This is a genomic window from Dietzia cercidiphylli, assembly GCF_039531545.1.
Taxonomy (GTDB): Bacteria; Actinomycetota; Actinomycetes; order Mycobacteriales; family Mycobacteriaceae; genus Dietzia; species Dietzia natronolimnaea.
The window spans coordinates 196,638-208,754 of the sequence record NZ_BAAAQG010000010.1; the positions used below are offsets into that span (position 1 = coordinate 196,638).

At 71.4% G+C, this 12,117-nt stretch carries 11 protein-coding genes; 4 read left to right on the forward strand and 7 right to left on the reverse strand.

Annotated features, from left to right (window positions below; translation table 11 throughout):
- Window positions 1–36: 36 nt before the first annotated feature.
- Entirely contained in the window at window positions 37–474 is a 438-nt protein-coding gene (locus tag ABD250_RS11565) for a nitroreductase family deazaflavin-dependent oxidoreductase (RefSeq protein WP_182639810.1), read from the forward strand.
- Between the two features lie 57 nt (window positions 475–531).
- The gene (locus ABD250_RS11570) at window positions 532–1,461 is read left to right on the forward strand and encodes a patatin-like phospholipase family protein (protein WP_344392376.1); all 930 of its coding nucleotides are present in this window, start codon (window positions 532–534) and stop codon (window positions 1,459–1,461) included.
- An 18-nt stretch (window positions 1,462–1,479) separates the two neighbouring features.
- Here ABD250_RS11570 and ABD250_RS11575 read toward each other — a convergent pair whose 3' ends face one another.
- The gene (locus ABD250_RS11575) at window positions 1,480–2,736 is read right to left on the reverse strand and encodes a glutaminase (RefSeq protein ID WP_182658069.1); all 1,257 of its coding nucleotides are present in this window, start codon (window positions 2,734–2,736) and stop codon (window positions 1,480–1,482) included.
- A 175-nt stretch (window positions 2,737–2,911) separates the two neighbouring features.
- Between ABD250_RS11575 and ABD250_RS11580 the strand changes: the two genes are divergently transcribed.
- On the forward strand, window positions 2,912–3,514 hold the full coding sequence (locus tag ABD250_RS11580; RefSeq protein ID WP_182658068.1) for a fasciclin domain-containing protein: 603 nt from the start codon (window positions 2,912–2,914) through the stop codon (window positions 3,512–3,514).
- 133 nt (window positions 3,515–3,647) lie between these two features.
- Here ABD250_RS11580 and ABD250_RS11585 read toward each other — a convergent pair whose 3' ends face one another.
- Both ABD250_RS11585 and ABD250_RS11590 read right to left on the reverse strand, forming a co-directional pair.
- Window positions 3,648–5,108: an FAD-dependent oxidoreductase gene (locus ABD250_RS11585; RefSeq protein ID WP_182658067.1), complete on the reverse strand. Its 1,461-nt coding sequence runs from the start codon at window positions 5,106–5,108 to the stop codon at window positions 3,648–3,650.
- A 132-nt stretch (window positions 5,109–5,240) separates the two neighbouring features.
- The gene (locus ABD250_RS11590; RefSeq protein ID WP_344392380.1) at window positions 5,241–6,689 is read right to left on the reverse strand and encodes an aminotransferase-like domain-containing protein; all 1,449 of its coding nucleotides are present in this window, start codon (window positions 6,687–6,689) and stop codon (window positions 5,241–5,243) included.
- A 95-nt stretch (window positions 6,690–6,784) separates the two neighbouring features.
- Here ABD250_RS11590 and ABD250_RS11595 point away from each other — a divergent pair, with 95 nt between their 5' ends.
- Window positions 6,785–8,050: a pyridoxal phosphate-dependent aminotransferase gene (locus ABD250_RS11595; protein ID WP_182658837.1), complete on the forward strand. Its 1,266-nt coding sequence runs from the start codon at window positions 6,785–6,787 to the stop codon at window positions 8,048–8,050.
- A gap of 176 nt (window positions 8,051–8,226) precedes the next feature.
- On the opposite strand, the gene ABD250_RS11600 is transcribed toward ABD250_RS11595, so the two are convergent.
- From ABD250_RS11600 to ABD250_RS11615, 4 genes are all read right to left on the reverse strand, one after another.
- The gene (locus ABD250_RS11600) at window positions 8,227–9,381 is read right to left on the reverse strand and encodes an alpha/beta hydrolase (RefSeq protein WP_241730680.1); all 1,155 of its coding nucleotides are present in this window, start codon (window positions 9,379–9,381) and stop codon (window positions 8,227–8,229) included.
- Window positions 9,382–9,469: 88 nt separating this feature from the next.
- A complete protein-coding gene (locus ABD250_RS11605) occupies window positions 9,470–9,967 on the reverse strand; it encodes a glutathione peroxidase (RefSeq protein ID WP_259843993.1) in 498 nt (165 codons plus the stop codon).
- 91 nt (window positions 9,968–10,058) lie between these two features.
- A complete protein-coding gene (locus ABD250_RS11610; protein WP_182658840.1) occupies window positions 10,059–11,396 on the reverse strand; it encodes an MFS transporter in 1,338 nt (445 codons plus the stop codon).
- 193 nt (window positions 11,397–11,589) lie between these two features.
- A complete protein-coding gene (locus ABD250_RS11615; protein WP_179523801.1) occupies window positions 11,590–11,931 on the reverse strand; it encodes a transglycosylase family protein in 342 nt (113 codons plus the stop codon).
- Window positions 11,932–12,117 lie beyond the last annotated feature (186 nt).

Genomic DNA, 12,117 nt, shown 5'->3' on the forward strand with positions numbered 1-12,117 from the left:
CCACCGAGCGGGATCGCACTGACGAGAGAGGCCATCATGCCGTTGTCCGGCGAGTACGAGCCCAGCCCCAGCACGTGGGTGCGGGACCAGGTCGAGCAGTACGAGAAGAGCAACGGGGCGTCGGGCTCCGAGCTGTCGGGCATGCCGGTGGTCATCGTGACCACCGTGGGCAAGAAGTCGGGGAAGCTGCGCAAGACTCCCCTGATGCGGGTCGAGCACGACGGTTCCTACGCCGCCGTCGCCTCCCTGGGCGGCGCACCCACCCATCCGGTCTGGTACTGGAACATCAAGGCCCACCCGCACGTTGAGGTGCGGGACAAGGACCGGGTCGGTGACTTCGTCGCCCGCGAGGTGACCGGTGCGGAACGCGACCTGTGGTGGGATCGGGCGGTCGCGGTGTACCCCGACTACCGCGACTACCAGGAGAAAACCGAGCGGACGATCCCCGTCTTCGTGCTCGACCCCCGGGACTGAGGTCCCTCACCACCGCACCCACCGATCCCGGTGCCCTGCCACCTCAGGAGGCCTCGAATGACCCGAATCGCCCTCGTCCTCGGATGCGGTGGCACCATCGGGGGCGCCTGGACGATCGCGGCCATGCACGCCCTCGCCGAGCAGACCGGATTCGATCCCCGCGACGCCGACGTTCTGCTGGGCACCTCGGCGGGGGCCGAGTTGGTGACCATGGTGGGCGGCGGCGTCGGGGTCGACGAGTTGGTGGACATGCAGCGCGGACGGGCCCGGGACCCCAGGCTCCGCGAGCACATCGCGTCCACCCCGCCCGGCAGGCCGCCGCTGCCCCGGCCACCCCTGCTCAATCCCGGACTGCTGCGCACGCACTCCGGCCTGGCCGCCTACGCCGGGATCGCCCCCAGCGGTCGAGGCGACATGGGATGGCTGCAGCGGTTGGCCGAGGGGTTCGAGGTGGGCTCCTGGTTGCCCCACCCTGCCGCCCGGATGGTCGCCTACGACATCCGCGCCGGTGAGCGGGTCGTGTTCGGCGCACCGGGTTCGCCGATCGCGACCGTCGGCGAGGCGCTGCGCGCGTCCTGGTCGACCCCCGGGTGGATGACCCCGGTCCCCATCGGCGACCGCATCTTCGTCGACGGCGGGATGGGCTCGACCGCCTCCGTGGATCTGCTCTCGCCCGAGGACGCGGACCTGGTGTACGTCATCGCCCCGATGGCGTCGGCGCCCGGCGTCCGCGTGCCCGGCCCCGGCGGCCGGCTCGAACACCGCCTGATCCGACGACCGATGTCCGCGCAACTGGCCGCCGAGATCGCGGTCGTCCGCGCGCGGGGCACCACGGTGGTCCCGATCCTTCCGACGGCCGTCGACCTGGCGGGGCTGGGTGCCCACTTCATGAGCAGTACCCGCCGGGTGGCGGCGTTCGAGTACTCGATGCGGACCGCGCCGGACACCGTCCGCACCGCGCTGGCCGACGCCGGAGTGGGCGCGTGAACCCGACCCGACGACGCGTCAGCGGGCCGCCCGCCGGGTGACCGGTCGGGACCCGTCGCCGAGGTCCGGGTCGGGGAGACGGCGGCCGGGATCCGCGAGCCCCACCGGGTGCCCGTCCAGCGACAGCCGCCGCATGGACTCGAGCAACATGCGACGCGCGCTCGCGTTGACCGAGGAGACGCGGCTCAGATCGAGGGTCACCTCGCCGTCACCAGGTGGGATCTCGGCCAGCTGACGCAACACCTGCTCGGCGCTCGCGAACGTCATCGGCCCCTGGAGGCGGAACGTGCGCCTGCCGGTGATCTCGTCGAACCGCACCGAACGGACGGCCTCCACCTCGGTCACCGTGGTGTTCATCAGGTGGAGTTCCAGGTCGCGCGAGAGCCGCTCGAACGTCCGCACCCCCTCGACGCTGTGTCCGTGGTCGTCGAGTCGCGGCGAGAATACGCCGAGACCCACCTGGCCGGGCAGGGCACCGAAGATCCCGCCGGACACCCCGCTCTTGGCGGGGATCCCGACGGTGGACATCCAGTCGCCCGCCGCGTCGTACATCCCGCAGGTGGCCATGACCGCCAGCACCTGCCGTGCCACCGGCGCGGAGACGACGCGCTCGCGGGTGACGGGGTTGATCCCGCCGGTCGCCAGGGTCACGGCCATCACCGCCAGGTCGCGGACGGTCACCCGGTAGGCGCACTGGCGGGTGTAGCCGCGCACGGCCTCGTCGGGGTCGTCCTCGATGATCCCGCTGGCACGGACCAGGTTGGCCATCGCCCGGTTCCGGAACGCGGTGCGCAGCTCGGAGTTCATGACGGCCGCGTCCACCTCCAGGCGCCGACCGGCGAACGACGACAACCCTGCGGCCAGCGCCTCGTCACGCTCGTCCTCGGTGGCGCCGACCGGCCCGACCAGGGTGTGGGTGGTGATGGCTCCGATGTTGATCATGGGATTCCGGGGCCTGCCGCTGATCCTCTCCAGGGAGATCTGGTTGAACGCGTCCCCGGACGGCTCCACGGCCACCTTCTCCAGGACCGCCTCGATCCCGCGGTCGCGCAGTGCCAGCGCGTAGGCGAACGGCTTGCTCATCGACTGGATGGTGAACTCGGCGTCCGCGTCGCCGGCGGTGTAGACGACGCCGTCCATCGTGCAGGCGGCCACGGCGAACCGGTCCGGGTCCACGGCCGCGAGTTCGGGGATGTAATCGGCGAGGTGCCCGTCCGCGCCCGTCGAGCACAGGTCGCGGATCTCGAGTAGGTAGTCAGGTACCGGGGTCTTCACGACCTCAGGGTGTCACGGCGCCCTCCGGTCGCGCGCCCCGACGAGTCTCTCCCGTGGGATCGGGGATGCGTCCCCGAGGTTAACGGCAGTACAACGATTGTGTCTCACCGGTTACATCTGTCGCATCAGTCCCGTCACACTGGGGTTACCCCCGACCCAAGACGAAAGGTTGCTCATGAAGCGGACGATCGCAGTAACGGGAGCTATCGGACTCGCAGTGTTCATGGGGGCGTGCGGCACGGACGACACGGCCGACGACGCCACCACCACTGAAGAGACCACCATGACCACGGAGATGACCACCGAGGAGACGACCGAGGAGGAGACGACGGAGGAGCCGGCGGCCACCGGCAACATCGTCGAGACCGCGATGGCCGCGGGTAACTTCACCACCCTCACTCAGGCCCTCGAGGCCGCGGGCCTGGTGGAGACCCTCGAGGGTCCCGGCCCCTTCACGGTGTTCGCTCCGACCGACGAGGCCTTCGCGGCGCTGCCTGACGGCCAGCTCGACGAGCTCCTCGCCGATCCGACCGGTGACCTGGCCCAGATCCTGCAGTTCCACGTGATCGAGGGCGACGTCATGGCCGAGGACGTCATGGGGATGGACGGCGAGACCGTCGAGACCCTCCAGGGCGGCGAGTTCACCGTCGAGGTGGAGGGCGAGACCGTCATGCTGGTGGACGGAGCGGGCAACCGCATCACCGTCATCCAGACCGACGTGCCCGCCACCAACGGCGTCATCCACGCCATCGACGGGGTCATGATGCCCCCGGCCTGACAGGCACGACAGGGCCGATGACACGACTTCGCCCCGGCTCGACCCGTCACGGGTCGGGCCGGGGCGTAGCTCTGTCCCGGGTGGTCGTGAGAACCCCCGGCGACTTGGACGTTCGTCCAATCCGGGGGTCGGGTCAGGCCTCGTCGTAGCGCTTGAGATCCCGGGTCGCAGGCCCCTCGAGCAACTCGCCGCACGCCGAGAAGCGCGACCCGTGCCACGGGCAGTCCCAGGACCGCTCGGCCTCGTTCCAGCTCAGCGCGGCGCCCATGTGGGGGCACAGGAGCCCGACCCGGCAGGTCCGGCCGTCGTCTCCGGTCGCCTCGCCGATCGGCCGGAGGGTCGGCCGGGGAGGACGGAGGGTCGCCTGCACGGCGGTGGCCGCGAGCTGCACCGGGAGGTCCGCGTACAGGGAGACCGACGTGCGGAGCACACCGGTGAGCGAGGGCTTGCCGAAGGAGACCCGTGGCTCCCGTCCGCTGAGCCGGTCCACCATGATGCCCGCCGCCGCCGGTGCGCCCGTGAGGCCCCACTTGCTGTACCCGCCGGCGAAGTGCACACGCCCCTTCCCCCACGGCATCGGGCCGGACTTGGGCAGCAGCGTGACCGGGTGGAAGTCCTGCGCGGACCAGCCGTGGGTGAACTCGGCACCGGGGAAGTGCTTCGCGGCGTACTCGCGCAGCGAGTCGATCTTGGAGTCGGTGCCCGCGGCCGTCCCGGTGCGGTGGCCGTTTCCTCCCACCAGCAGGACCTCGCGGTCGCCCACGGGCACGGTCCGCAGCGAGCGGACCGGGCTCTCGACCGAGCCGTACATCCCCTCCTGCAGACCGCCGGGGTACTCGAACGCGCAGAGGTAGGACCTCTCGGCCTCCATCGACGCCGCGGTGGGGCCGCGGTCCAGGGCCGGGGACGCGGTGGCCAGGACGACGTCCCGCGCCGAGCAGGTGCCGCCGTCGCTGCGTACCTCCACCTGGGCGTCCCCGTCCTGCCCGCGCACGTCCAGGCCCGTGACCCGGGAGTGCTCGACGATCCGCACGCCGAGCGCCGTCGTCGCGCGGACCAGTGCCCCGAGTGCCTCGACCGGGTCGAGCTGCATCTGGTCGGGCAGCTCCACGGCGGCCCGGGCGGGGAACGGCACGTCGATCCGGTCGTACCACCGGGCGGGCAGTCCGAGGGCGTCGAGCGTGCGCTTCTCCGAGCGCAGAGTGCTGGTCCCCTTGAGGCTGCGCGAGAAGGTGACCGCCCGGGGTCGCTGCACGTCCACCCCGTGGGACCCGCAGAACTCCGCCCACCAGTCCAGGCCGTACTGGTTGGCCTCCGCGTAGGCGCGGGCGGTCTCGAGACCGTGGTGCGAGCGGATGGTCGACAACCGGGTCCCCTGCAGGACCGAGACCTTGGCCGTGGTCGAACCGCTGGCGCCGGCGCCCACGGTGTGGGCCTCTAGCACCACCACGGAGCTGCCCCGTGCGGCCGCGATCAGGGCGGTGATCAGGCCGGTGAAACCCGCCCCCACCACCACGATGTCGACGTGTTCACCCTCGGGGAACTCCGCCACCGGGGGATCGATCGTCGTGCGTCGCCAGAATGATGTGCCCATCGTGCGTCTCCTCTGAGCTCGGTACGACCCTCGCGGCCACTGTAAGGCCGCACTCCTCGGCCCGCACCCGCTGAGGCGAACCGCCCCGGCGCACCTGCCGCCGATCCGGCGCCGCCGATCACCTGTCGTCGATCACCTGCCGTCGATCACCTGCCGCAGCCGCGCGGCGAACTCGTCCGCGTCGCGTGCCACGAGCCGCGAGTAACTCAGCACCAGCCCCGACACCGGGTACTGCGCCGACTGCCCGCTCAGCGACCGCGTGCGCCATCCGGCCCGCTCGAGCTCGCGCACCACCTCGTCGTCGTCGTATCCCGGCAGCAACACACACAGGTGCAACCCGGCCTCTACACCCGTCACGTCGAGGTGGGGACACTCCCGCGCGAGCGCGGCCACCAGGCGGTGACGGCGGTCGCTGTACACCCGCGCCGCCCGCGCCAGATGGCGGTCCATCGCGCCGGAGTCGATGAACGCCCCCATCGCCTCCGCGGGCAGCGTCGACGGGCCGCGCCGGTGCACGACGAGCCAGCGCTCGACCTCGCGGCGTAAGGCGGCCGGCGGCAGGCACCACGCCACCCGCAGGTCGGGGGCCACCGACTTGGACGACGTCCCCACGTACGCCACGTGGTCGGCCGCGGCGGGCAGGGTGACGAGCGCCGGCAGCGGGGCGACGCCGTAGCGGAACTCGCCGTCGTAGTCGTCCTCGATCACCAGCGACCCGGTGCGCCGCGCCCAGTCGACCAGCGCCACCCGCCGGTCCACGCTCATGCGGTGCCCCAGCGGGAACTGATGCGCGGGGGTGGTGAAGACGATCGCCCGCTCGGAGCCCAGCCTCGCCGAGTCGAGACCGCCGGGCTCCGCGGGGTGGAACCGCACCTCGAGGTCCTGCTCACGGGCCATCAGCAGCGCCCCCCGGTAGCCGGGGTCCTCCGTGTGGAACGCGACCGGGCCGTGTGCCGCGACGAACGCCGAACACAGGGCCGCGATCGCCGAGCGCGAGCTGTCGAACAGCAGCGGGTCCGCGGCGGCGATGCCCCGGTGGCGGCGCAGGTGGTCGGCCAGCGCGGCCCGCAACGTGGGGCTCGGCTCCTCCCACGGGTTGAGGCCCGCCAGCCCCTGCGTGGCGGCCACCCGCACCGCGGAGCGCCAGGCCCGCTCGTCCACCAGCGCGACGTCCGGGATCCCGGGACGCAGATCGCGCGCCGACCTGCCCCTACGGGGCTCGGGACCCGGCGACGACCGTGACGTGGAGGATCGTGAGGACGACGAGTGCGACGACGACGAGGTGTCGCCCCCTCCGCGCGTCCGCGCCCCGGCGCGCGCCGCCTGACCCGCCCCGGCGGCGACCCGGGTGCCCGAGCCCTGGACGGAGTCGATGAAGCCGGCGGCCGAGAGTTCGTCGAACCCCCGGACCACGGTGCCGCGGGAGAGCCCGGTCTGCTCGGCGAGCGTGCGCGTGGAGGGCAGCCTGTCGCCGTCGGCGAGGGAACCGTCGGAGATCAGGTCGATGATCGCGTCCACCAGATCCGCGGTGCCCGAGACCTCGCCCAGGACCAGGGATCCGGGACGGGCGGTGCGGGCCATGCGCTCAGCCTAGGCGCGCGAGGCCAAAAGTGGTCTCACGGGTCTGCGTGAAGTGGACCTTTCCGCCAGTCCACTTTGGCGATGTGATGGTCCACATGCAGATCTACCGCCAATCCCGACGCCTCCGCGACGTGCGCTACGACGTCCGCGGTCCGATCCTCACCGAGGCCATGCGGCTGGAATCCGAGGGCCACGACATCCTGCGACTGAACCTGGGGAACATGCACCCGTTCGGTCTCGAGGCCCGGCCCGAGATCGTGGATGCCGTGGCCCGCGAACTCGGCGCGGGCCAGGCCTACTCGGATTCGCGGGGCATCCCGCAGGCACGGGCGGCGGTGGCCGAGCACTACCGGCGCTGGGGGGTGCCCGGGATCCGCGCCGAGGACGTGTTCCTGGGCAACGGGGTGAGCGAGCTCATCACCCTGGTCCTGCAGGCGATGGTCGATCCGGGCGACGAGATCCTGGTCCCGGCACCGGACTACCCCACCTGGACCGGCGCGGTGAACCTCACCGGTGGCGTGCCCGTGCACTACCTGGCGGACGAGTCCGACGGCTGGAACCCCTCGCTGGCGGACATCGAGTCCAAGATCACGCCGCGGACGACCGCGCTGGTGGTGATCAACCCCAACAACCCGACCGGCGCCGTCTACAGTGCCGAGACCGTCCGGGGGATGGCCGACATCGCCCGTCGGCACGGGCTCGTCCTGCTCAGCGACGAGATCTACGAGAAGGTGATCTTCTCGGGCGCCCGCCATCACCACGCGGCGCTGGCCGCCGGTGACGACGTGCTCTGCCTGACCTTCGGCGGCCTGTCCAAGGCGTACCGGGTGTGCGGATACCGGGCCGGCTGGGTCGCCGCGACCGGGCCCCTCGAGCGGGCGCAGGACCTGCTGGAAGGGCTCACCCTGCTGGCAAACATGCGGGTGTGCCCCAACGTCCCGGGCCAGTACGCGATCCCGGTCGCGCTGGCCGAGGACTCACCGTGGGGTGCCGACGTGATCGACCCCGACGGCCGGATCGAGCGACAACTCGCACTGGCGACCGAGCGCCTCAACGCCATCCCGGGCGTGAGCTGCGTGGCGCCCCGCGGTGCGCTCTACTGCTTCCCCCGGTTGGACACCGAGAGGTTCGGCATCGGCAGCGACGAGGAACTGGTGCTGGATCTACTGCGCTCCGAGCACGTCCTGGTGACCCACGGCACCGGCTTCAACTGGCCCGAGCCGGACCACTTCCGGATCGTGTGCCTGCCCGACGCCGAGGTGCTCGAGAACGCGATCGGCAGGATCGCCGGGTACCTCGAGCGGCGTGCCGGCCTCCACCGGCAGCCCGGCACTCCGGCGCGGAACCCGCTGCCCGCGTGAGCCCGGCCCGCCCCCGGGGCCCGGGCGCGACAGCGAGCGGGCCCGTGCCAACGAAAAGAGCGTTCCGCACACATCGCCCGAGAAGGGGGTGCGCGGAACGGTCTTATCGATGATGGGAGCGAGCGCGAGGGCGCCGGGGCGAACATGGGGCCATCGCGAGGGCGCTGGGGCGGGGGTCAGTCCTCGAGAGCGGGCTTGATGTGCTCCCAGCCGGCCTCGAAGTTCTTGAGGAAGTTCGGCCAGTTGTGCAGCCCCGTGTCGGAGTAGTCCACCCGGTGGTCGACGTTCGCGCGGTCGAGCGCCCTCTCGAAGGCCTCGGTGCCCTCGCGCACGCCCTTCTCCAGGACCAGTCCGATGAGCAGGTTCTGGACGTCCGCGCCGCCGCCGTACTCCTGCAGGTCCTCCGGGCCGATCTCGCCACTGCCGGACGAGAAGTAGACGGCCTTGCCACGCAGTCCCTCCGGGTGAGAGATGGTGTCGTTCTCCGCCCAGCGCCCGCTTCGGTGCGGACCCCACATGTTGTCCACCTGGCCACCGCGGGTCTCCACGCTGAGCCGGACGGTCTGGTAACCGAGCGCGTCCATCGTGGAGTAGTAGCCGCTGAAGGACATCACGGCGTCGTAGAGCCCGGGGTGCGTGGCGGCCAGGTGCATGGCCGCCTGGCCGCCCATCGAGATCCCCCCGATCCCGTTCCTGCCGCTCGTCTCGAGCTGCTCGGCCACGACGCCCGGCAGCTCCTCGGTGAGGAAGGTCTCCCACTTGTTGTTGCCCAGGACCGGGTCCGGCTGCTCCCAGTCGGTGTAGTACGAGGCGAACGCGCCGGCGGGATTGACCACGTGCACGTCCTCGTCCGCGAGCCGATCCGCGATCTGGCCCTGGTGGTTCCACCCGGTGCTGCTCACCGGGGCGCCGACGCCGTCGAGCATGTAGAGCACCGGAGCGGCGCCCTCACCCCGGGACGGGACCACCTCGACGGTGATCTCGCGCTGCATCGATTCCGAGGCGACGATCCAGTACTGATACTCCCCCCGCGTGCGCTCGACTCCCCGGAACTCGGTCTCGGTGATGCTCGGATCGACCGGGGAGGGCGTCCCGATGGGGGCAGAGGATCCCTCACCGAGCGGGATGTCCGCGGAGCCCACCGACCCGAGCGAACCGGCGGTCGAGCCCAGAGGGACGGAACCCACGGCCTCGATGATGGTCTCCAGATCGTCCGGCCCCAACGTGGCCGGGTCGATGCTGCCGAGCTGCGCTCCGGCCGGGGCGACCGAACCGAGGGTCAGGGCGAGGGCCAGCGCGCCGGCGGTGGCGGTGGCGGCGAATCGGGGCATTCCGACAGCCATACGGCTCCAGAGTTCTCAGTGATGACTTACGAACCTTAGCCGCAGCAACTTGAATCGGCCCACTCACCGCACGGCCTCACTGCTCCCGCAGCGCCTCCTCGACAGCCTTGCGCAGGTCCTCGGGCTTGCGGTTGGGCCCGAACCTGTCGATCACCCTGCCGTCGCGACCCACGAGGAACTTGGTGAAGTTCCACGAGATCCGACCGCCCAGCAGACCGGATTCCTGCGACTTGAGCCAGCGGTACAGCGGGTGGGTGCCCGATCCGTTGACCTCGATCTTCGAGAACAGCGGGAACTCCACCCCGAAGTTGCGCTCACAGAACGACCCGATCTCCTCGTCGGTGCCCGGCTCCTGGTGCGCGAACTGGTCACACGGGAAGCCCAACACCACGAAGCCCTGGTCGCGGTACTCCTCGTACAGCTTCTGCAACCCCTTGTACTGGGGGGTGAACCCGCATTTGCTGGCGGTGTTGACCACCAAGACGACCTGACCGGCGTAGTCGGCCAGATCCTTCTCGCTGCCATCGAGCAGGCCTGCTCGGAAATCCGTGAGGGTGACATTGTCATCGGGCACGGCGCGTCTCCTCGTCGTCGTCATGACCGGCGGGCTTCACCCGCCGTCCGTCCCGAGGCTTCCAGACTCCGGGGCGCTCACGCACCCGGCATCACCGGGCCGCCGACGCCTCGGGCATTCTCAGCGCCGACACCGCACCGATCAACCCCAGGATCGCCAGGAAGACCAGCGCCCACTCGACCCCCGCCAGCGCGATGACCGAACTGATGCCGCCCACCACGAGCAGGATGATCCCCATGGCCGAGTTGGAGACCGCGACGTAGGTCGTCCGCAGGTCGCCCTCGGCCACGTCCACGACATAGGTCTTGCGCCCCACGCGGACCCCGGAGTGCAACAGCGTGAGCAGGAAGTATCCGCCCACGAAGAACACGGTCCCCAGCGCGGACGAGCCGTCGACGCCGGGGAGCGAGACGGCCACCACGAAACCCAGCGCCACGATCGAGGCGGCGGCGGCCGCCCACGCCATGAGCCGACGACTGGACCGGTCGGCGAGCCGGCCGAAGATCCGCCCCCCGACGAGTGAGGCGATCCCGGAGGCGAGGATGAACCCGCCGAGCCCGGCCAGTGCCCCGGTGCCCGCCGAGACGGACATCGACACGATGAACGGCGGACTCAGCGACGACACGAGGATCAGGCCACGCACGGTGACGAACCTGCGGAACGTCCGGTCCTCGCGGAACATCCGGGCCGCCTCGGCGAACCAGGATCCGCCGCCGTCGCCCTCCGGGTCATCGGCGGCCCCGGCGGCGGCCTCTCCCGCGGGCTCGGTGACCCGCGCGTAGACCAGCGCCGAGAGCACCCACAGCACGGCGCCACCGGCCAGCAACAGGGCGAGGTCGCCGGGGCCCAGATCGTCGCCGCCGAACGCACGGATCGCCAGGCCCAGGGTGACGGCCACGATCCCGGCCGCAGAGGTGGCGAGCCCGATGATCTGGCCCCGCTCGCCCGAGGGGATGGTGCGGCCCTGGACGTCCTTGGAGGCGATCGAGCACAGACACCGCCCCAGCGAGAACACCACCAGCGCGCCCAGGATCCCCACCCCCGCGGCCGTGCCGTGGCCGAGTGCGGCGATGCCGGCCATCACCGCGACCGCCGCGGCCTGGACCCCCGCCCCCGTGACGAAGACCCACTTGCGGTGGGCGACCCGCAGGACGAGCGGCGTGAGCAGCACCTGGGGCAGCATCGACCCCGACTCCCTGATGGGCACCAGCAGACCGACCAACGCCGCGGGGACCCCGAGGGCGTGGAACAGCCACGGCAGCACGGTGGACGCGTTGACCGTCTGGTCGCCCGAGGACTGGAGGGTGTTGGCCGCCACCAACCGCAGGCCGTTGCGGGGGACGTCGCGCTCCACCTGCTCCGGGAGGTCGGTCCCGCGGGAGTGCTCGCGGGTCACGAGGGCGGAGTAGACGGTCTCGGCGGCGGTCACGGTCTGGAGAGCCTAATCGCCGCCGGCCACTGCGGTCGGGGCGCCTGAGTATCGGTGCTCCCGCATCGCCGAGGATGGATGCTCCCGTCGCCGAGCATCGGTGCTCCCGCATCGCCAAGAGCGTCCCGCACACATCGCCCGAGAAGCGGGTGTGCGGAACGCTCTTATCGATGGCGCCGTCTGCGGACGTCGCTCAGGCCAGCGGGCCACCACAGTTGGGCCACGCGCCCGGCCCCTGTCCGGCGAGGACGCGCTCGCCGATGTCGATCTGCTGCTCGCGGGTGGCCTGGTCGGCGGTCGGGGCGTACTCGCCGCCACCGAAGCCGCTCCACGTCTGGGCGGCGAACTGCAGACCGCCGAAGTATCCGTTGCCGGTGTTGATGTGCCAGTCGCCGCCGGACTCACACTGGGCCACCTGGTCCCAGGCGCTCGCGGGCGCGGCGGAGGCGGCGGGGGCCGCCAGCGAGGCTCCACCCGCGGCGATACCGCCTGCGAGCATCGCGCCGGTCAGGGTTCGGACGAGCTTCTTCTGCATCTCTCGTGACCTCCTGAGGTCTCGTGTCGTGCATCGGGTGTCCAGCATCGGCCGTCGACCATCGACGGGGACGGCGGACGACCCTACGAGCGGGGTACGGGGGCGACGCAACCCCGGCGCGGCGAAACCGGGTGATCCGGGTCGGGCTCGGACGGCGGGAGTCGGGACCCCCACGGGGATCGGCGC

Bases quoted from the DNA above. Each gene is read 5' to 3' on its own strand.
- ABD250_RS11585 (WP_182658067.1), bottom strand. From the start codon at position 5,108: ATGGGCACATCATTCTGGCGACGCACGACGATCGATCCCCCGGTGGCG.
- ABD250_RS11565 (WP_182639810.1), top strand. From the start codon at position 37: ATGCCGTTGTCCGGCGAGTACGAGCCCAGCCCCAGCACGTGGGTGCGG.
- ABD250_RS11570 (WP_344392376.1), top strand. From the start codon at position 532: ATGACCCGAATCGCCCTCGTCCTCGGATGCGGTGGCACCATCGGGGGC.
- ABD250_RS11600 (WP_241730680.1), bottom strand. From the start codon at position 9,381: ATGCCCCGATTCGCCGCCACCGCCACCGCCGGCGCGCTGGCCCTCGCC.
- ABD250_RS11595 (WP_182658837.1), top strand. From the start codon at position 6,785: ATGCAGATCTACCGCCAATCCCGACGCCTCCGCGACGTGCGCTACGAC.
- ABD250_RS11615 (WP_179523801.1), bottom strand. From the start codon at position 11,931: ATGCAGAAGAAGCTCGTCCGAACCCTGACCGGCGCGATGCTCGCAGGC.
- ABD250_RS11580 (WP_182658068.1), top strand. From the start codon at position 2,912: ATGAAGCGGACGATCGCAGTAACGGGAGCTATCGGACTCGCAGTGTTC.
- ABD250_RS11590 (WP_344392380.1), bottom strand. From the start codon at position 6,689: ATGGCCCGCACCGCCCGTCCCGGATCCCTGGTCCTGGGCGAGGTCTCG.